The 21,197-nt window shown below is 43.2% G+C and carries 19 protein-coding genes; 9 read left to right on the plus strand and 10 right to left on the minus strand.

The window, feature by feature from the left end:
* Positions 1–316: 316 nt before the first annotated feature.
* Positions 317–1,387: a ribosome small subunit-dependent GTPase A gene (gene rsgA, locus GY843_RS07770; RefSeq protein ID WP_297308243.1), complete on the minus strand. Its 1,071-nt coding sequence runs from the start codon at positions 1,385–1,387 to the stop codon at positions 317–319.
* Between the two features lie 759 nt (positions 1,388–2,146).
* Between rsgA and GY843_RS07775 the strand changes: the two genes are divergently transcribed.
* Both GY843_RS07775 and GY843_RS07780 read left to right on the plus strand, forming a co-directional pair.
* On the plus strand, positions 2,147–2,635 hold the full coding sequence (locus GY843_RS07775; RefSeq protein WP_297308245.1) for a DUF2846 domain-containing protein: 489 nt from the start codon (positions 2,147–2,149) through the stop codon (positions 2,633–2,635).
* A 272-nt stretch (positions 2,636–2,907) separates the two neighbouring features.
* Positions 2,908–3,141, plus strand: coding sequence for a hypothetical protein (locus GY843_RS07780; RefSeq protein ID WP_297308247.1), 234 nt, complete (start codon positions 2,908–2,910; stop codon positions 3,139–3,141).
* A gap of 130 nt (positions 3,142–3,271) precedes the next feature.
* Here GY843_RS07780 and GY843_RS07785 read toward each other — a convergent pair whose 3' ends face one another.
* From GY843_RS07785 to GY843_RS07800, 4 genes are all read right to left on the minus strand, one after another.
* Positions 3,272–4,186: a response regulator transcription factor gene (locus GY843_RS07785; protein ID WP_297308249.1), complete on the minus strand. Its 915-nt coding sequence runs from the start codon at positions 4,184–4,186 to the stop codon at positions 3,272–3,274.
* Positions 4,183–7,674, minus strand: a complete 3,492-nt coding sequence (locus tag GY843_RS07790) for an ATP-binding protein (protein ID WP_297308251.1) — start codon at positions 7,672–7,674, stop codon at positions 4,183–4,185. The genes GY843_RS07785 and GY843_RS07790 overlap by 4 nt, the downstream gene beginning before the upstream one ends.
* Positions 7,675–8,050: 376 nt before the next feature.
* On the minus strand, positions 8,051–10,099 hold the full coding sequence (locus GY843_RS07795; protein WP_297308253.1) for a 4Fe-4S binding protein: 2,049 nt from the start codon (positions 10,097–10,099) through the stop codon (positions 8,051–8,053).
* Positions 10,100–10,373: 274 nt separating this feature from the next.
* Positions 10,374–10,658 carry a nickel-binding protein gene (locus GY843_RS07800; protein WP_297308255.1) on the minus strand — a complete coding sequence of 95 codons (285 nt, stop codon included), beginning with the start codon at positions 10,656–10,658 and terminating at the stop codon, positions 10,374–10,376.
* A gap of 172 nt (positions 10,659–10,830) precedes the next feature.
* Between GY843_RS07800 and GY843_RS07805 the strand changes: the two genes are divergently transcribed.
* Entirely contained in the window at positions 10,831–11,514 is a 684-nt protein-coding gene (locus tag GY843_RS07805) for a helix-turn-helix domain-containing protein (protein WP_297308257.1), read from the plus strand.
* 93 nt (positions 11,515–11,607) lie between these two features.
* On the opposite strand, the gene GY843_RS07810 is transcribed toward GY843_RS07805, so the two are convergent.
* Positions 11,608–11,865 carry a DUF3081 family protein gene (locus GY843_RS07810; RefSeq protein ID WP_297308259.1) on the minus strand — a complete coding sequence of 86 codons (258 nt, stop codon included), beginning with the start codon at positions 11,863–11,865 and terminating at the stop codon, positions 11,608–11,610.
* A gap of 159 nt (positions 11,866–12,024) precedes the next feature.
* Here GY843_RS07810 and GY843_RS07815 point away from each other — a divergent pair, with 159 nt between their 5' ends.
* Positions 12,025–12,258 (plus strand): DUF2789 family protein, encoded by a 234-nt coding sequence (locus tag GY843_RS07815; RefSeq protein WP_297308261.1) that lies wholly within the window; start codon positions 12,025–12,027, stop codon positions 12,256–12,258.
* Between the two features lie 69 nt (positions 12,259–12,327).
* Here the strand turns inward: GY843_RS07815 and GY843_RS07820 are convergent, their stop codons facing one another.
* From GY843_RS07820 to GY843_RS07835, 4 genes are all read right to left on the minus strand, one after another.
* Entirely contained in the window at positions 12,328–13,212 is an 885-nt protein-coding gene (locus GY843_RS07820) for a LysR family transcriptional regulator (protein WP_297308264.1), read from the minus strand.
* A gap of 96 nt (positions 13,213–13,308) precedes the next feature.
* Positions 13,309–13,656, minus strand: coding sequence for a hypothetical protein (locus tag GY843_RS07825; protein ID WP_297308266.1), 348 nt, complete (start codon positions 13,654–13,656; stop codon positions 13,309–13,311).
* A gap of 74 nt (positions 13,657–13,730) precedes the next feature.
* Complete coding sequence (locus GY843_RS07830; protein ID WP_297308268.1) at positions 13,731–14,171, minus strand: phosphate-starvation-inducible PsiE family protein; 441 nt, start codon at positions 14,169–14,171, stop codon at positions 13,731–13,733.
* 29 nt (positions 14,172–14,200) lie between these two features.
* Entirely contained in the window at positions 14,201–15,121 is a 921-nt protein-coding gene (locus GY843_RS07835) for a universal stress protein (RefSeq protein WP_297308270.1), read from the minus strand.
* Between the two features lie 136 nt (positions 15,122–15,257).
* Between GY843_RS07835 and GY843_RS07840 the strand changes: the two genes are divergently transcribed.
* The 5 genes from GY843_RS07840 to GY843_RS07860 all read left to right on the plus strand — a co-directional run bounded on the left by GY843_RS07840 (position 15,258) and on the right by GY843_RS07860 (position 21,167).
* Positions 15,258–15,875, plus strand: a complete 618-nt coding sequence (locus GY843_RS07840) for a MarC family protein (protein WP_297308272.1) — start codon at positions 15,258–15,260, stop codon at positions 15,873–15,875.
* 484 nt (positions 15,876–16,359) lie between these two features.
* Entirely contained in the window at positions 16,360–16,662 is a 303-nt protein-coding gene (locus GY843_RS07845; RefSeq protein ID WP_297308274.1) for a hypothetical protein, read from the plus strand.
* A 113-nt stretch (positions 16,663–16,775) separates the two neighbouring features.
* Positions 16,776–17,939: an alcohol dehydrogenase-like regulatory protein ErcA gene (gene ercA / locus GY843_RS07850; protein WP_297308276.1), complete on the plus strand. Its 1,164-nt coding sequence runs from the start codon at positions 16,776–16,778 to the stop codon at positions 17,937–17,939.
* A complete protein-coding gene (locus GY843_RS07855) occupies positions 17,923–20,085 on the plus strand; it encodes a bifunctional diguanylate cyclase/phosphodiesterase (protein WP_297308278.1) in 2,163 nt (720 codons plus the stop codon). The genes ercA and GY843_RS07855 overlap by 17 nt, the downstream gene beginning before the upstream one ends.
* A gap of 137 nt (positions 20,086–20,222) precedes the next feature.
* Positions 20,223–21,167: a carbon-nitrogen hydrolase family protein gene (locus GY843_RS07860; protein ID WP_297308282.1), complete on the plus strand. Its 945-nt coding sequence runs from the start codon at positions 20,223–20,225 to the stop codon at positions 21,165–21,167.
* Positions 21,168–21,197: the final 30 nt, after the last annotated feature.

Raw genomic sequence — 21,197 nt, forward strand, 5'->3', positions numbered from 1 at the left:
ATCTAGCCCGGATATTTAATGAAGAGATCGGAATTTCTGGGAAATATGGCTAAGCAATTGTTTTTATCTTTTACAGGGCCTTGGTGGTTCCAAGGCTCAAGAAAGATGATAAAAAGTGCAACGCCAGATTTTTAAGAAAACAGATCAGTGATAGGTTGATTACATAGTGTAACTTGCTAATTATATGAGAAAACCAGCCACTATAAGGCTCGCAGTATATTTTAAAGCGGCTTCATGAAAAATCCGGGCTAGGCATTCTTAGGTGGTGACCACCAGGGATAGCTATCCCAGGTAATCACCTTGGTAAAGACTAAATTCAGTCCCTTGATTTAAAACGTTTGGCACTGAGTTTTGCCTGTTTATAGAACTTACCTAAAGCCCTATCACTTTGACGACGCTGAGCAATCGATTCATTATTACGAAGCTGTTCCAGCAACAATTTCTGGTAGTTTTCCAATCGACGTGGGTCTAATTTGCCCGCTTCGACTTCTGCTATCACAGCACAGCCCGGTTCATTATGGTGGCCACAATCACCAAACCGGCAGTTTTTCGCCAGCTCGCTAATATCAGCAAAGGTGGCATGGATGCCCTCTTCACTGTCCACAATCTGAAGCTCCCGCATCCCCGGCGTATCTAAAAGCAGACCGCCATCGGGGAGCAGATGTAAACTCCGCGATGTAGTGGTATGCCTTCCCTTGCTATCACTCTCGCGAATGGCGGCAGTATCCTGATCATCCGTACCTTTAAGCATATTGGTCAGGGTTGATTTACCTACGCCGGATGATCCAACCAGCGCAACCGTTTGACCGTTACCGATCCAGGATTTAAGAACCGCTACTGACTCAGGATCAGTAGCATTAACCAGTTCCACCGAAAGTAACGGATGGCTTTGTTGCAGTTGATCGAGATATTCCGAAGGGTCTGAGCTCAGGTCTTTTTTTGTCAGAACCAGTACAGCATGAATATTGGTTTCAGCCGCAATCGCCAGATAACGCTCGATACGGTTGAGATTAAAATCATCGTTGCAGGAACTGGTAATAAACAAGGTATCCAGATTGGCCGCGATTATCTGGATATAAGCCTGTTGGCCAGCCGCTTTACGCTGAATCTGGCTTTTTCGCTCAAGTAATTTAAGCGGCTGAAAATCCGTATCCAGCATCAACCAGTCGCCTACAGTAGGATGATTTTCCGGTTCTTCATTACGCCAGTGATAAGTTGATATCTGGACCTGTTGAGCATGGTTTTCACTGTCCATACCGATACAGTCAATCAGGTTACGCTGAACGCCGCTAACGCGAAAAGGCAGCTGTGTTTCTAGTTCATTAAGGGTGAGCTGAGACTGAAAAAAGTGGTTCCAGCCTAAGTCGATTAGGGTACTAATCTGCATGTTGTTATCCCAAAAAAATGCATAGCAAAACGCACATACAAAAACTTGTATGCACAGAAATGGGATTCTCGTGAACCCCGGCTTACAGACCGGGTAATTACAGGCGAATTAAACTAGTGTTCTGACAAGAACAAGCAGGATAGCTTAACTCTGCTTACTCCAAGCCTGTAAATCACGGACAACAATCATGCAAACGCCCCCTGCTGAATTCTATGGAATGAAGTTTGATTATAAATAGGCTAGTGGCTAGTGGCTAGTGGCTAGTGGCTAGTGGCTAGTGGCTAGTGGCTAGTGGCTAGTGGCTAGTGGCTAGTGGCTAGTGGCTAGTGGCTAGTGGCTAGTGGCTAGTGGCTAACAGATGATAAATATGAGCTGTTTATTTTTGTTATCCATGCGTTGGAGACCTTGTGTTTAAAATAGGGTTCTGAGCCCGTAACTTGTTGACGTATATGGTATTCAAGAACAAATCAAAACAGCAGAACTAGATTTCAGAGGGAAAGGAAAGATTTCTGTTCACTAAGGCTGTTTTGTGCGATTAGCGGACATCACTGTTAGTTGCATTGAAGAATGATCTGATACATATTGGCGGCCTGTTCAAGATGATTCAATTGATGATTGTACGTACTCATTTTTATCGGAGGAAAATGACGGTGCTGTCTATAAACCGCTTGTTGGTTCAAACCTCTACAATATCCCTTGCTCCCTCCTTTCAAGACGAGCGTATCTCCCTACTTCAAAGATACTGCTAAGGAATCTTAAATGTTGATTAGATGCTTATATTTAGTTTCATTCATTATATGCCTTCAAGGTTGTGTAGCAGCAGGTAAAGGAAAGGCTTTCCAAAGCATTGAATATGCTTCATCGCAAGAGGCAATATTATATCTATACAGGGATGATGATACTGCTGATTTTCGGAAGCCCGACATCCTTATCAATGGTAAACAGGTTACGGAACTGCCAAATAAAACCTATTACAGATTAGTGCTTGCACCAGGTAGATATAACATCCAAACAAAATGGGCCTGGGATGTTGAAGTGCCTCCAATTGATTACGATCTGGAGTTAGTTGGAGGTGAGACTTACTTTGTTCGTTTATGGGCGGGGAGCAAAGACGAAGGCCTTATCATTACAGGAATTCCCAGCTATCCAGTTATGCCTGATATGAGTTTTTTCTCTGCAGCTTTCTTACAAACAGAAGATGAAGCAATACCTGTTTTAAGTAAAACTCGAGCAGTTTCCGCTAATTAAAAGCCTGACAGCATTACAATCGTTTTTAAGCGGTTAAGGAAGCGAAACCTTATTTTCAAATGGTCTCTTTATGTCAGGTAGCTTGGATGCTAATTCCAACATTAAGTTGGTATACGATACAGCTGAGGCGTAAAGAAAGCTTAGGCAGCACTATGTAGATAGTGTGAATATAAGAGTTGGCCGCAAAGTGTCGGCACCTGACAATCTAACAGGAAGTTATGCTCTGTCTCATTCCAAGAGAGCTGAGCATCACATATAAGGATTTCTGAAGTATGGAAGACCTGCCACAAGATTCAGAAGCAAAAGTCATTCGCTTTATATGCGGCGCAATCATTGGCTTTTTTGCGACTCTAGTTACTTTTTATCGAATCTTGCCCTTTACTTGGGATAACCCCATTGTTACTTGGTTATGTGTTGCCATTGGCACTTTCTTGGCGGGGTATTGGGCAATGAAATATGGTGACTATTTTTGGAAGCACCTCATCAAAAGGTGGTGGTTTTGGTGAGGATAACTTCAATGCCGCACTGTTACTTCCAATGTCGCTTATGTGTCGATAACTGCCCCAAGGGAACTAGCAATCCCCCTTAAAAAATAAAAAAAACTCCTAATTTCAGTTCCCTTTCACTTCCGCAGATTTAGCCTTCTTCCGCTGCAAGAATCCTTAACGCCACACCCGCTGCTGCAGTACGGTTCTCAACGCCAAGTTTAGGAAATAGCTGTTCTAAGTGTTTGTTTACCGTCCGGGGGCTCATACCGAGGATCTCAGCAATCTCTCGATTGGTTTTGCCGTTGGCTATCCAGTGCAGTACTTCTGACTCTCGATCAGTGATTGCCAGTTTATCTTTCAATAGTGCAGAACCAGATAAGCGATCTCCATCGATTAGCCTGACCAGTATCTGATTATTCTCCTGAAGGGAAAGCAGTTTCAGCTCTATACTCTGCTCACCTTTTACCAATTTAATGTTTTTCTGGCTTAAGTTCGGCTCAGCTAGTACTGGAATCAGTTTGGGTGGTAACTCTTTTTTAAGCCAGGACTCGTCCATACCTGCACGGGCCAACTGCGCATGCGCCTGAGGAGAGCCCCAGAGCACACTTCCAGCAAAGTTTAGAGTCATCAGGTACTGGCCACTGCTATCAAGTGCATTCTGCACATTAGTCGTTTGGCGGGCATTGTTAAGATGAACTTTCATACGAGCTAACAGTTCGCTCGGGTTGATTGGCTTTGTTAAGTAATCAACTCCACCAGCTTCCAGGCCTCTCACCAAGTCACAGGTATCGGTGAGTCCGGTCATAAATATCACTGGGATTGATGATAGTGAGGGATCTGCCTTCAGTGCTTCACAGGTTTCAAAGCCATCCATATTTGGCATGATGGCATCAAGCAGTATGATATCCGGGCGAATCCGTTTTGCGATGGTTAAAGCCTGCCGACCTTCTAGTGCGACTAAGACATCCATCCCCGCATCTTCCAGCGCATCGTTAATCAAACTCAACGCATCGGGCGAGTCGTCCACAACCAAGACGATATCGTTGGAGATTTTCATATTCATATGCTTCCCGTCTCAATATGCTTTGCCAGCTTTTCCAACTGGAAGCCTTCACTTAGGTTCTTAAACGCGACAATAATATCCTCAGGCACTAACTCTTCCTCTTGAATACGCTTAAGACTGGCGCTTACACCTTTCTGATAACCCATCTCTGCATACGCCTTAAGCTCGAGGAATAATTCGTGCTGGTTAGGAAACTCTCTAGACAGCTCTATAGATAATTTTCTAGACGACTCTCTAGGCGATAATGATTCGCCTGAGCTTTTGGTATCTATAGGTGTTATCTGAACTGGCTTGTTACTCGCTTCACTTCTATAAACCCATTTGATATCCAGATGCTGGCCTATTCTTTCTAGAAGCTGATGGTTGTTTACCGGTTTAACGAGGTAATCGTTGTAGTGATTACGATAAACACTCTTCTGGCTATCATCCTCGACATTGGCTGATAGCATTATGATAGGAGCAGTTATCTCCCTTTCACGAAGCGCTTCTGCCAACTCCAACCCACTGATTCCCGGCATCGATATATCAAGAAGGTAAAGGTCAGGCCGGTTAAAACTTATCAGTTCGAGTGCGTTTTCCCCATCGTAAGCTTCTACCACATTAAACCCGAGAGGGATTAGTAGGTCTGATAGCAAACCTCTGAGGATAGGATCGTCATCAGCGAGTAAGATTGTTCTCTGCAGGCCTTCATAACCCACGATCTGGCTGCGTTGCGAATCCTCAGACAAATTCTGCTCCACCCAGGGCAAAAGGAGACTGACCTTAAATTCACTACCCTTGCCCTGCTCACTTGTAACCTGCAGGTCGCCACCCATGATTTCAGTAAGTAGCTTAACAATGGTTAGGCCCAGCCCTGTCCCCGGTAGATTGGCCGTTGCACTGTTTCTTACCCGCTCGAAGGGCTGAAAGATACGCTCCAGATTCTGTTGATCTATTCCCGGTCCGGTATCTCGGACAACAATTTCGGCAACCTGGTTTTTATAGCGTATTTCAAAATCCACCTGCCCCTTTTCCGTGTACTTAACTGCATTTGATAGCAGATTGATCAAAATCTGACGCAGGCGTTTTTCATCCGTCATTACGTAATCAGGTAAACGGCCTGTCACTTTATAATTTAAAACCAACGATTTTTTATCTGCCTGGACCTTAAACATCTCAACCATCTGATCAATTAGCTCAGGCAGGTAAACCTGATTTCGGAACAAGTCCAAACGCCCAGCTTCAATCTTGGAGATATCCAGTAAACCTTCAATCAGGTCGGTCAGATACTGTCCGCTGCGGTGGATAATCTTAAGACCTCTTTTTTGGTCATGTTCTACATCTTCTTTTTCAGAGAGTAACTGCGCATAACCTAAAATCGATTGCAGAGGGGTTCGAAGTTCATGACTAATGCCCGTGAGATAGCGGCTTTTAGCTTCGTTAGCTCTTTCAGCCTGCTCTTTGGCTTCCTGGAGTTCTCGGTCGGTCTGCTCATGGGCATCAATTTCACGAGTTAGCTTGGTACTTTGCCGATTAGATTCTTTCTGGGCAGTAAGGCGGCTCTCATGGGCAAGTAGGAACAGCCAGGCAATGACCCCGGAGGTTATAAACAAGGTAACAAACAGAGTTATCAGGGCTTGCTCTAACAGAACAGCCTCACTCACTGAAGCAGGATCCATCTGATTGAAAATCAGAATCAACAGACCCGCTAGAAGGCTATTTGCCCCAATAACCAAAGCGATAAAACGCCCCAATCGCGAATAGAGTGTCCGCACATATTTCGCAGGTAAGTAGCGATATAACCCTCGCAAAAAGCTATGCGCTAGACCCGCTTTAGGTTTACAGGCATCGAGGCAGCGCACATCCAATGAGCAACACAGAGAGCAGATCGGTTGCTGATAAGCCGGGCAGTACGTCATATCCGGCATTTCAAAGTGATTTTCACAGATACCACATTGCACGGTCAGATTGGCTGCGGGGTGGATCAATTTCTGGCTGTGGCTAAGACCGTGGTTATGAGTACAACCATTGTCAGCTGTGAGCTCAGTTGCCTCACGCGCTAGGTAGTAACGCCCTTTAGTCACCGCAGCAATAACCGGCACACAAATCAAACAACTGAGTAGCGTTACAAAATGGCAAAGGTGCTTTGCTTCATCCCCAAATACACCAAGAAATGCCAGAAAACCTACCACCGTAGAGATCAACATGGAGCCGACACCCACTGGATTGATGTCATAAAGGTGTGCCCTTTTGAACTCAATCTGTTTGGGGCTCAAACCCAGTGGCCGATTAATGAGTAGGTCTGCCGAAAGTGAACCCAACCAAGCTAAAGCTAAAATTGCAAACGTTCCAAGGATTGCCTCAAGTGCCTGATAGATTCCCAACTCCATCAACAACAATGCGATGGCCACATTGAAAACTAACCAAACAACGCGGCCTGGATGGCTGTGAGTGAGACGAGAAAAGAAATTAGACCAGGCAATAGAGCCGGCATAGGCATTGGTAACGTTAATCTTCATCTGGCAGAGGATAACCATTACCGCTGCCAGAATAAGTGATAAAGCCGGCGACTGGGTTAGATCCTGAAACACTCGTTGATACATGAAAGTGGGATCTACAGCTTGATCAAATGGGATCAATTGAGTAATCGCCAGATAAGCTAAAAAAGAGCCAAGTAGCATTTTGATCAGACCAACCCATACCCAGCCTGGGCCTGAAAGCACCATCCAAAACCACCATTGCTTTCTGTTAGCTTTGGTTTTCAAAGGCATAAAACGGAGGTAATCCGCCTGTTCGCCTATCTGGGCAACGAGTGCAATTAATACTGAAACCGCAGCACCAAACAAAGCCAGATCAAAGCCACTGCTCTGGGGCAAATCGGGGACCGTATAATTTGTCCAGCCATCAAGTTGATCAAATTCATAAGTCAGCACTACAACCACAGCCGAAACCTGCAGTAGCAGCCAAACAAACTGTGTGCCGAGTTGAAATTTACTAATCGCGGTAATGCCATGCGTCACTATAGGAATAACCGCAACTGCACAGATGATATAGCCGATAAACAAAGGGATGCCCATGAGGGCTTTTAGAGCCGAGGCTAAAATGGCCGCCTCTATGGCAAAGAAGATAAAGGTGAAAGAGGCATATATCAGCGATGTGATTGTAGAGCCTAGATAACCAAACCCCGCCCCCCTGGTGAGAAGGTCAATATCTAAGCCGTTTTTTGCACAGTGGTATGCAATGGGGAAGCCGGTTATAAATAAGACAAGGCAAACAGCCAGCATCGCCCATAGGGTATTAGTAAAACCATAACTCAAGGTTACAGCTGCAGCTAAGCCTTCAAGAGCGAGAAATGAAGTAGCACCCAAGGCAGTCATACCCACCTTAGCTATGCTCATATGCCTACCACCTACGGCAGTAAACCGCAGGGCATAGTCCTCAAGAGTCTGGTTAGCTACCCACTTATTATAGTGTCGCCTCTCCTTCAGAATCCTTTGGCTAGCACTCATCCCACCCTCTTTCCGCACCAAGAAAAAGCACAGAAGCACCAGAGCAGTGCAAATAAAAGCACGCTCAATTTACGTATGAGTTCTTGAAGTTCCCGTATATAGCCGTTTTGCAGATTTTCGGGGCATCAACAACAGTTAATGCCAATTATTAGTGCAGCGTTTATGCCAAATTTGAAATTTGGTAGGAAGGGCTAGAAGAAGTAAAAAAATGCGCCCAAAAGAGTGGCTTTTAGAATCTCGAAATAACTGTTCGCTAAGCTCACACTTAACTGCCACTCTTTTGAAGAAACGCCCCATCACGAATTCAATCAACGTAATAAGGGCGATTCTTTTTGAAATCTAGGGCCTGTTTAGCCCTAATAGGCTCTACCTAAATTTAGGCCACATTTTTAACTTTGAGCTTACGTCCGCCACGTTTCTCAACAATCAACGGTACACACTGTTTGTCATCATCATAGATAACTACGCAGTCCAGGCACTGGAAGCATTCGTTATAATCGATCTGACCGTTCTGTTCGATAGACTGATATTCGCAACGTTTGTTACAAAGCTGACAAGGTGAGCCACATTCGCTCCGGCGTGGTAGCCAGTTATAAATACGCAGCTTACCGAAGATAGCCATTCCTGCTCCGAGTGGGCAGATATAACGGCAATAGCCTTTGTAGACGAACAGGCTCAAGCCTAGCAACACAACTGCCCACAGCACAAACGGCCAGGAGCGATCAAAGATCAACGTGATACTGGTTTTGAACGGTTCTATCTCGACGACTGATCCGGTCAGTGGCACAGAGACTACCGCGACAACCATAATCACCAGTAAGACCAGATACTTAACCCACTTCAACTGGGCATCAAGCTTAGTAGATACCTTCAGTTGCGGAAGTTTCAGGAAAGCCAGCAGCTTGCCAATCAATTCCTGAAGAGCGCCAAATGGGCAGAGCCAACCACAGAATGTACCTCGGCCCCAAATAAAGAAGGTCAATCCAATATAAGCCCAGAGGATAACGGTCATCGGATCGTAGAGGAAAAACTCCAGACTACGATCTGCCAACCATGCCTGAAGAATACCCGTAATGTTTACAATGGAGAGTTGGCCCTGTGCATACCAGCCAATAAAGACCAGAGTAAAAATCAGATAAACCGTTCTAAACCAACCAAGATGCTGTTTACCTCGGGTCAGTAGCGGGTATCGGATCAACACGACAGTAAGAACAAACAGCCCCGCCAACAGAATAGCTATATCTGTTGTACGGCCAGCCCAGAGACTGTGCCAGGTTTTGTTATCGGTTTCAGCGGCAACAAAATACTCTTCTGGTAATACGGTTTCAAAATCCAGGCTTTTGCTTACAGTTTCCGGATAGAGCCACCCCTTCTGCCGGGTAGCATGGAGTTGAAACTCGTATGGGAATGCTGGATCTAGCCCTGCTTGTCCGATTACATGGAATGCTTTCCATTCGTGATCCTGAAGATCTTCGGGAAGCTTCAGTTGGTATTCCAACTCATACAGATCCAGCCGGTCGCTAAAGTCAAAGTCGCGAATTTCAATTGGAAGTTCTGCCTGTTGAAGGCTCAAACGCTCTGGCACTTTACCGCGGACAAAATCCTCGCCGACAAAAGAGTAACGCCCTGCCCCCAATACCAGCAAAATCTGATCATTCTCAGCAATATTCTCTTTCAGGTACTGCCATGCTTCAGGTAGTAATAGGTTTCGACCAACACTGGGTACCGTCAGGTTTGCAACATAGAGTTCAGAAAAAAGGCCATCAGGCTCATCAAGGGCTTCTTCATCCTGCCCTTCACCGATAGTGTCTTTGAATTGTTCTTCGATCTGCTGGTTAGTGAACTGGAAACGGGTGATAAGCCCTGCTTTCACCATCTCATCCCAGCTCATCGGCTCGAACAAGTCCCCTTTGAGGCGAGCAATAAGATCTGGATCTCTTCCTTTGGCGTAACCCAGTTTTTCACGAGCAACGGTTAGGGACGATGCCAATACCGATTGGTTAAAGATACGGATGGAAGCTGTTGCTTTGGTTACCCCATCAAGATATGCGTTTGCGGTATTAGCTCTGGCAGCGGCTGATGGACTGGCGTCGATCTTGATGTTCTGCATCAGAGAGATACCAGGGTATTGTTTGGCGAAATCAATCAGCGGTTTTTCACCCAGCCCTTCAAGAAACACCGGCTCATGATGGGATAAGACACGCACATCAAGAAAAGTACCGTTTGGATCTATAGCGACCAGCAGGTTGAATGGAACACCCGCAAAACCTGGCACTGCAGCCATATCAATAGATTCAAAAGCATATCCTACCAAAGGCGTTTCAGTAGAGATCTGCTGGTACAGAGGCCAGATAGGTAAAACTTCATCCTTGTCCCCCACAATTAAGGGAGATGGGAAAGCCTTTTCCATATCAGCTTTAGTCATCACTGCAGCATTTAGTGTTAACGGTAGTAGCAGTGATATGAATAAAAAGATTCGAAATACGAACTGAGTTACTAAGTGAACTCTTGAATATAGATTTTGTTTACGACAGCACATGAACATTAATTAGTGTTTTCTTATTTTTATCTATGCTAGAGGGGTTTTACCTCCCTCATAAGTGCATTTAAGGCCTAAAAACTGGGGTCTTAAGTACAGTATTAAGGGCATAACAACCGATGCTAATGTAAGCACCGGTTGCAAGTAGTCCTACTCAGAATTAAGCGTCTGCAGTAGAAGGATCGATCTGATTTTTAACTTCGATAATGTTACTAGCAGGGAAACCGCTGCGCTCAGCATGTTCATGAATCAGGTCTTCAGTAGCACAGTTGTATACGCAGTAGGTTTTGTCACCTGCAACGTAGCTGTGCTCCCACTGGATATCTTTCTGCTCGGACTGCATTGCTGAAAGCACTGAGTTGGATTGTCCAGCAGCTGCGCTTAAAGCAGCCTGATCAGCAGATCCAATCTCTGGGATGTCACGCTCAATAATGAACTTAGGCATAGGAAATTGCTCCATATTGTTTTTGTAATTAGCGAAAGTGCTGATACTACTGCCAAGCCCAAAATAAGGATGCTATCTAATCCGTAGCATCCAACTACAGAATCTGTAGTTAGAACGAGTTAGCTAGTTGGCTAAAGAGAAATAAGTAAGAGATATAGCGAGAAACAAATCCATGCAGTTTTGCCCCATTGCCAAAGCATCCGACATGCTATGTGAGAAGTGGACACTTCTGATAATCCGTGAGCTGATCATGGGCGGTAAACGCTTTAATGATTTTCAACGTGGCATGGCTGCAATATCTCCAACAATGCTGACCAAACGCCTGAATGAGCTTTGCCAACATGGTTTGGTTATCCGCAAAAAAATTCCAGGGCAAAAAGGGTATGAGTATTTCCTGACTGAATCTGGAAAAGAGCTGGCTCCGATTATTCAGCAGATTGGCGAATGGGGTATGCGCTGGACCCGGGGGCAGATCACCGATACAGAACTGGATGTAGAGTTGCTGATGCTCTATCTGGAGCGAAGCATCAATCCTGAGAAACTTCCTGGAGGCACAACCACCATCTGCTTCAATTTCACCGACCTGGAACAGCTGTCTAAATGGTGGATTATGGTTGATGAAAATGAGAAAGATGTCTGCACCGTCGATCCGGGTAAGGAGGTCGATATCTGGTTCAACACCGATCTACGTACCATGATCGAAATCTGGATGGGTGATCTGACCTACAAATCAGCCATTCGCGAGCAAAAATTAAAGCTGATCGGCCCCAAAGAACTCACCGCAAATGTTACTAGCTGGATGGATAACAGTGTCTTTGCAGAGGTTCCGGCGGCCAGTGAAATATCAATAGCCTAGGTTAGACTCTTCTGGGTTAGACTCTACTGGGGCTAAAGCTTCGTTTTATGGGTGACTTAAAATCCGCTCTAATAAGCTCACTTATCGTAGACATTAGTATTTTTTATCCAGAGCTTTCACTTTCCGGTAGAACATCTCTTGATGATTATTCTCTGCCAAAACGCACTGGACTCTGTTTTCAAAAGAAACGTTAACTAAGTTATACGCATCAGATACAGATATCACAAAACCATCACCACTTTTGTGTGCATATAAGCCTTCTAGAAAGTGGTGGCAATTGCCAACATCTTTGCCAAACCTAACAATTTTTTCGTAAACCCTTTTCACAACCGTCTCACTTAGATGCCTCATAACGACCCCATTTCTTTGGTCTCAAGTTATGAATATATAAGCACAAGCCCATCAACAAGAGTTCAGATTTTATAGGAAATACAATCCAATTTTCTGGGTAAAACGTCATTGGTAAAACGCAGTCATATTGTTAGAAGCAACAAAAAAGAGGCTAAAGAAATGATTTACTATGACGCGGAAATACAGAACCTATTCAAAGAGCTAGGCTTGAATAGTGACCCTTGTGCAATTGATGAATTTATAGAGAAGAATAAAATTTTGACTGGTGAACTGCATATAGCAGATGCGCCCTTCTGGAACCCTTCACAGTCGGAATTTATTCGTGATTCTCTATATTACGACAGCGAATGGTCATACGCGGTTGATCAGTTAGATATCATATTAAGAAATTAGGGATATGTTTATTCAGATCGCAAGGGATTGCTTCTCTACTTGCAAGCATGCCACCAAACTCAGCGGACACTACGGGCGGTAGTTTAAGATTGCCTCCAAGCACGGATTGATGAGGCTACTATCTCGAAAAATAGCGTACAGATCCTCAGTTATACTCTCGGCCTCTCCAATCACTTCAACACCATACTGATCACAAATTTCTTGAGCAATATAGGTTGGCGCTGAGAAGAACCCTTCACCAGCTTGGCCTAAAACTTTCAACAAAGCGCTATCATCGATCTCTGCTTTGATATCTAACTGAATGTCGTTAATTTTGAACCAGTCTTTTAGCTTCTCGAGATAAGGTGTATGCCTGCCGTAGCTGAGAAAGGGATGATTGTTCAAACTATTCGGAAAGTCTTCTTTCAAAGATTCATGACCGCCACTTTTAAAAAAGAATGACATTGGGGTGCTTAGGATTTTATGAGCAGTTAACCCTTCCCTATCGCATTCATGGGGTAAATAGTCAGTGATCAACACATCGATTTTTTTCTGTTTTAAATGCAGCAGAAGATCAGAAGCATTTGCAGTCTTGCAAACTAATTGAGTTTTCACCGCTATATTCAAAGAGGGTTTGATTACCTTCCAAGCTAGAATTTTGTGAACGGTTGAGGCAATCCCTACAGAAAAGTCTATTGAGCGATTATCAGGAGCCTGCTGCAGGACCTCTTCGAGTTGAGAGGTTATATCAAAGATCTTGTTTGCATAAGCAAATACCTCTTTACCCATAGGGGTCATAACAAGATTGCGTCCCTCCCTTTTGAAGAGCATATGCTCAACGTTTTCTTCAAGTGTCGCAATTTGTGAACTAAGAGTTTGAGGAGCGAGGTCAATAATCTCGCAGGCTTGTGTGATAGAGCCTTCCCTGGCCGTTAACCAAAAGTAATACAGGTGCTTAAGATTCAACATCTTCATTGCAGTCGACCTCTTGGATTGCTCTTTATATAACCAACCGTTTTAGTAGGATATATAGCCAAGCAAATAAGTCAACTATTATTCAGAACAGCTCTGTTAAGCAGCAACAAGCGAACGCCCCACTAGATTTTGTTTATCACCCTCCCCTGAGGCACTAGACTCACTTGCCCCTTTTATCTCAAACACATGGTAGGCTTCCGGCTTGAGCAGGTCGATGGCTGTATGAATATGCTCATATGAACTAGGAATAGTTTCGTAAGATTTCTTCACAACAAATTCTTTACGATCAGATGGAATATCCGCCTTCAGTGGTACCTCAACCCATAGGCATATGAGTTTTTCAGTCACCAAATATTCTAAGCGAACAATACGGTAACCCCGAATCAGAGATAATGTCTGAGGCTTGCTTTGAGTTGTAAGAGTCAATTTCTGAATTGTTTTCATAGATGTTCTCCATTTATTCACTAATATTCGCTGTTGCTTTAAAAATCTCACCAAAATCGATATTTTTAAGTTGATTACTCCTCATGAAGTTTCGCTGGCAGCTTGTGAATTAACCAGTAACCAATACTCATACTCAAAGCTACTGCTGCCAAACCATATATATAAGGTGGTGTGATCGTCTCAAAATCTAACACTATAACTTTCCTTGCTACTGCCATAAGTGCCGTAGCCATCACAATTTTTACATGTATAACGTCATCACGTAGGTAGATTGTTATATTTATCAATATCTCAATGGCAATCAAAACAGCCATAAATGCACCAAAAGTGGCTAACATATCTGAGATAGTCAGTATAAATATTGGTGGTGTTGTAATTTTCTCATACAGGGTCCACCCTACATCCACAACACCCATAACAATTACAAAGACCATTAAAACTGAAAGGATCCTGACACTAAATCTTACTACCGAATAAAGCTTATTAGTGAGATTATCATCTATATAATCTTTCATATTAAAGCCCTTAATTAAAATGTATCTAATTAAACTACTGGAGAAATAAAACCTTCTGGTTTAACAACCAAAACTGAACTTTTAATCGAAAGCAGTACATCTTCTGCAGTATTACCTATCAAATAACCTTTTATTCCAGTTCTTGAGAAGCTACCTATAACTAACAAGCTTGGCCTTTCAAAGTTTATAAAATCTGATATTGATTCAGCGGCTTCTCCCCTGATTAAAGCGTGACTACCTAGGTCATTTTCTGCTAGGAAATTTTTCATTAGTTCACTGTAACGGGTTTCTTCCAGGCTTAATATTTCGGGATAATCAACATTATCAACCTTAAGTAACGGCTTGTTTCTTAAGAACTCTTCACCAGAAACAGACCAACAAGAAAGGACTTTAACTTCAGCCGTTAACTCTTCTGAGAGTCGTTTGGATACATCAATGATCTTCTTGTTTATCGCCTTACCCTCACCATTTTTCTCAAGATCAAGGTCTATTGCTGTCACTATATTTTGCCCAGAAGGCAGAGTTTCATCTCGAATCAGCCACAGAGGAACTTGGGTTTTTCTAAGAAGATGCAAATCAATGCTATGTAAGCCCTTGAGCCTGACATCCTGATGTTTAACAATAAGATCAAAATCAAACTCAACACTTTCTTTAATAATTTCTATAAACTGGATTCCATACCTTATCTTTATACCAGCTTTAATTTTGTAGTTACTATCCAGCTGGACCTCTAACATTTTCTTTTTCTTTTCGATCACTTCTTTTTTTATTACATTGTATTTATCATCGCTGTAGACGCCCAAGCCTGGGATATCTTTTTCCTCTACCACCATTAATATTTCAACATAGCAGCCACTACTTCTATGGAGATCAACACATCTAGTGAATGCTGGATCATCGATAACAAGAATATCTTTATTCGCAACATAAAGGACACGTTTTATATTCATAAAGCACCTGCATCGTTTAGCTTTTTACCAATAGTAATTCAGCTATAAAAAAACAACATTCGCATACTTCGAATAGTAACTTCTATTTATTCGATACAACTGCCAGGAGTAGGAAGTTAAGCTTTCTAAAAAACTGGTGATAGCTTTGAACGAGTTGATATCTACATATATTTTTTTCTTCGCAGTAATTGATCCTATTGGTACCGTTCCAGTCTTTATTGCTGCAACCAAAGGGTTCAATGAAAGGGAAAAGCGCTTAATAGCACTTAAAGCAACGTTAATTGCTACATGTGTTCTTATATTTTTTGTCATTGCAGGGGAATTGATTCTTACAGCACTAAACATTCCCTTAGCTGCATTTCAGGTTTCAGGGGGTATTGTTCTATTTCTGTTTGCTTTAACAATGATTTTTGGTGAGGGTAAGCCAGAGTCTGAAATCAACTTAACAGATAAACATACAGAGACCGCTATCTTTCCTTTAGCCATACCGTCTATAGCCAGCCCCGGTGCAATGCTTGGAGCGGTGATGCTAACTGATAAAAATTACTTCAATGTATATGAACAATTAGAAACTGCATTTGTAATGATGATTGTGCTCTTGAATGTTCTATTTTTCCTACTGATATCAACTTGGATCAATAAGAAAATTGGGAGAAGTGGTGCGAGTATTATCAGCCGAATTATGGGTTTTATACTCGCATCAGTTGCAATAACAAGCGTATTGTCTGGTATTCAGGATTTCTATGGACTTTAACCAGTTCATGATGCTAAAGCCCCTGAAGCCCCAACAGTAGAGGTCGTTGAAAATGAGATTTCCCTTTTGCACCCCTCAACTTGTGACATAAGTAACGCCTATCACCTATCTAACTCATTGTTCTTTATTAAGAATTCAAAAAACAGAAAAATAGAACCTACATTTCGAATGTATAAAAAGTTGTTAAAAAGCAAGAGACAATCGCCAGAACAGAGAGCGGAATCGAAATAATATAGATAAAATTTTAATAAATTTTAGCTTTTAATATCAGGCTATTAGCGCTATTTTGCGAACAAACCACTAACCATTTTTCCGCATGCTATTAAACATTCAGAACCTTAAAAAATACAATCTAAAATATCTGCTGCTTTTTCTGGTCTTTGTTTGTAGCACACAGCTGAATGCCAAAACCTTTTTTTTGGATTATGAACCTCAAAAGCCGTCTGGCTATTACAACAATAACGAGGAGATTCGTTCAGAAAGAATGGATTCGTCAATACATCAACAGGATGCAAAGACCTACAGCAAGAAACACCAGCAAGTGGCAGGCTTCCTCAATAGTAAAAATGCACCCAAAACTGCAGACGCCAAATGGGTGTCTGAAGACGTACTCCAGATTGGTGTTATCCGCCGCAGCTTCGCGGACAAGGATTACGCTCAGAAGATTTGTGGCGCCATATCAGCTTTTAACTTATCGAACAAAAGCAAAACCGTACGGATAATTTTCCTACCTAGTTTGGTGACAAGTAATCGGTTGGAACTTCTAGTTCAGCACCAGTGCAGTTAACGCACGAATGTTGAACAACCTGCCCCAGATCAATTAAAACCGACCAAGCCCCTTGCCTGAATCATATTTGTTCTAGACTGAAAACATAGTTAACAAAGTTAATGTGCAGGCTTATGGCTGATGATATTTCCATCCTTCGTAAATTTGTTAGCCCAGAAATAATTTTTGGCATAGGCGCAAGACACTCAGTGGCTAATTACGCCAAAAATTTTGGTGCCCGCAGAGTGCTAATAGTTTCAGATCCCGGGGTCAAAGCAGCGGGTTGGTTAGAAGAGATACAAGACCATTTAACCGAAGAGAATATCGATTGGGTATCTTTTATAGGTGTATCCCCAAACCCTCGTACTGAAGAGGTAATGAAAGGTGCTGAGGTTTATCTTGCAAATGACTGCAACGTTATTGTGGCCATTGGTGGCGGTAGCCCAATGGATTGCGCAAAAGGTATCGGCATTGTCGCCACCAATAAGGGGAGCATCCTTGATTACAACGGTGTAGATACAATCGGTTCCCCTATTCCGCCACTGGTTTTTATCCCAACCACTGCTGGGTCATCTGCAGATGTATCACAATTTGCAATTATTTCGGACCCGATAGAAAGAGTTAAATTCTCAATTATCTCAAAAACCATTGTCCCTGATGTAGCTTTGATTGACCCCGAAACCGCCTCTTCAATGGACTCTTTTTTAACCGCCTGTACCGGTATAGATGCCCTGGTCCATGCTATTGAAGCCTTTGTCTCAACCGGAGCAGGCCCACTGACTGATATGCATGCACTTGATGCGATCAGACTTATCAATGAAAACTTGCCTGCCCTATTGATGACTCCAGATGATCTGCACTTACGAGAGCAGATAATGCTCGGTTCTATGAAAGCAGGGCTGGCTTTTTCCAATGCTATTCTTGGCGCTGTTCACGCCATGTCACATTCATTAGGTGGCTACCTGGATCTACCACATGGCTTATGTAATGCCATGCTACTTGAACATGTGATTGCCTATAACTACCCCAATGCTAAGGATCGATTTAAGATCATAGCGGAGACAATGAATGTTGATACACGTGGTTTAACATCCGAACAAATCAAACAACGCTTAATGCAACAGGTTATTCTGTTGAAGCAACAGGTAGGCATCAATCAGACCCTCACCGTTAACGGCGTGCACCGCACCGACATTCCTATTCTGTCTGACCACGCACTGGTTGACCCATGCCTACTGACCAACCCTCGCCCTTCCAATAAACGTGATTTAGCAACTGTTTATGAAGAAGCACTCTGAAGCTCAAACCGATGTTAAAAGTTTATTGGGGCTGGGAGATCAATCAACCCGGAAAAGTTATTACGCCGAGTTAGAAGCTAATCTAGATGAATTAGAACGGGAAAAGAACAAATACAAAAGTCTCTTCGACCATGCATTACACGGCATCTTCCAGGCAGATTTAGATGGCAAAATTCTCAACGCCAATAAAGCAATGGCGTCCATGTGCGGATATGACACTCCAGATACTTTCAAAAATAAGCACAGGAATCTGAAGGATGAGCTTTTTTACTCAAAAGAAGAATTCCTGCGCTTTAAAAAAATGCTTTTACAAAACAAGCAAATAGATAGTTTTGAAACAACATTCCACACCCACCTCTCGGATAACCAGCAAATTGTTGTCAGTATTTCCGCAATTTTAAAAGATCAGCCAGATCAACTGATCGAGTGTTTTGTTAAAGACATAACCACGTTAAAAGAGGCTGAACGTGAGCTTCTGATAGCCGCTACAGCCTTCGATTCTCAAGAAGGGATGATGATCACTAATCACAAACGTGAAATTCTTCGAGTGAATAACGCTTTCTGCCGAATCACAGGTTATACCGCCGAAGAGGTTATTGGAAAAACACCCAAGCTTCTTCAATCGGGACAACACAGTCCTCTTTTTTATAAACGCATGAATGATACTCTGAGTTTAAAAAAATACTGGCAAGGAGAAATATGGAACAGAAGAAAATCGGGTGAAATTTTTCCAGAATACTTAACCATAACAGCCGTTGAGTCAGATGAAGGAAATATCAGTCACTACGTGGCAGCCTTCACCGATGTTACACAGATAAAAGAGAGTGAAGCCAAAATACACCACCTGGCATATTACGATACACTGACAGGCCTGCCTAATCGTCAGTCATTGATGGAAAAACTGACCTCTCTTCTTAAACGCACATCGCGTTCCCAAAGAAACGGTGCTCTGCTATTTATAGATCTGGACAATTTTAAAAACGTAAACGATACCCACGGTCACTCGACAGGTGATCTTCTACTGAAACATGTGGCAAACCGGCTCAAAGAAACCGTTCGCGAAACAGATATTGTGGCCCGGCTGGGCGGTGATGAATTCATTATCGTGCTTGAAGATATTGGGGATGATGACGAAGCGATCAATGAAAATGTCCGGCATGTCATTAACAATATCAGTGAACTGTTTAGTAAAAGCATTATTCTCGACCAGTTTGAATACCACGCCTCCTGCAGCATTGGCGTCACACCATTTAAAGGAGGAGAAACCGCTGATGATGTTATGAAACGCGGTGACATGGCGATGTATCAGGCTAAGTGGTCAGGTAAAAATACCTGCAGGTTCTACGACCCGGAAATTTTAGTCCCACAGTTTCACATGGCAGAGCTTGAACTTGAGCTACGAAATGCCCTGCCGAAAGACCAATTCACCCTCTATTATCAGCCGCAATACAACACTGAAAATCTGACCGGCGCTGAGGTATTAATTCGCTGGATACACCCAGAACGAGGCATAATATCTCCAGCCGAATTTATCCCCATCGCTGAAGAAACTGGATTAATCGTACCCATCGGATGGTGGATACTTGAATCAGCATGTAACCAGCTAAAAGAGTGGTCCCGCTCTGATGAGACTAAGCACCTCCAACTGTCGGTTAATGTTAGTGCCCGACAATTTAGTCAGATTAACTTTGTCGAAGAAACCATAGATATTCTGGAACGAACTGAGATTGATCCAAACTTGTTAAAGTTGGAACTAACCGAAACGGTTGTCCTGACTGATGTGGATGAAACCATAGCGAAAATGAACGAGCTTCGCTTATTTGGAATTCGCTTTTCACTGGATGATTTCGGTACCGGTTACTCATCCTTGAGCCATCTCAAAAAGCTTCCGCTCGAACAACTGAAAATCGACCAGTCGTTTGTAAGAGATATCACAACTGATCCTGATGATGCCGAGATCGTGCAAACCATTATCGCCATGTCTTACAACCTTGGATTAAGCGTAATTGCAGAAGGTGTAGAAACTCAGAAACAAAAAGAGTTTCTTGAACTATCCCGTTGTAAAAACTTTCAGGGCTATCTGCTAGGAAAACCGATGCCAATAAATGAATTCACCGCCAACTGCATCCCAGCTGCTAAGACATAACCGTAGCAGCTATAGCTAATTAGACCAGTACACCATCATCCTATAGTGATGAATGTATCTCAGCCCACCCAGGCAAACAGCCAAAGTACTGCAATCTAGGCTACGCTTATCCTTAGAAATTGCTTGCGGAGGCAATTATGAGCATCAAAGTAGCCATCACTCAGAAGCCACCCGTTTTACTGGATTTGGAAGCATCAATAACTAGAGCACTGGAGGTTATTGATGAAGCAGCATCCAATGGAGCTCAACTTATCGTTTTTCCAGAAGCTTACCTCCCCGGTTATCCAACCTGGATCTGGAGAATCAGCCCAGGCAAAGACATGGCTTTGGGTAACACTCTTCACTCAAAGCTGAGAGAAAACTCTGTAGATCTCAATTCAAACGATCTGGACAGGATTCGTGAAGCGGCCCGCGAGCATGGGGTTGTCATCGTGATGGGCATGAACGAGAGAGATTCCTGTTTCAGTGGAACAACTCTATTCAATTCTCTAGTCATCATTGGCACTGATGGCAATATTCTCAATCATCACCGGAAAATGATGCCAACCAACCCAGAAAGAATGGTGTGGGGAATGGGTGATGCCTCAGGGCTCAAGGTGGTAGAGACTCCTTATGGTCGTATTGGCACATTAATATGCTGGGAAAACTATATGCCCCTAGCACGCTACTCCCTGTTCGCCCAAGACATCGATATCTATGTCGCCCCCACTTGGGACAGTGGTGATACCTGGATCTCATCCATGAACCACATCTCCCGCGAAGGTGGCTGCTGGGTACTCAGCACTGCAACTGCAATGACAGGGTCAGATGTTCCGGATGACTTCCCAGAGAGGGAATCACTGTTTGATTCAGAAGAGTGGATCAACCCAGGTGATGCTGCTGTTATAAAACCTTTTGGAGGCGTTGTAGCCGGCCCGATGCATAAAGAGAAAGCAATTCTATACACCGATATTGATCTGGAAGAAGCGCGTCGCTCTCGTAAAGCTCTGGATGTATCGGGTCACTATAACCGCCCTGATATTTTCCATCTGGAAGTAGATAGAAGTTCAAAACCACCAATCAGTTTTTTTGATAACGACTAAACCGCCTATCCTGAGGCAAAACTGATACCC

The sequence above is a fragment of the Neptuniibacter sp. genome (genome assembly GCF_024231755.1).
In the GTDB taxonomy this organism is placed as follows: domain Bacteria; phylum Pseudomonadota; class Gammaproteobacteria; order Pseudomonadales; family Balneatricaceae; genus Neptuniibacter.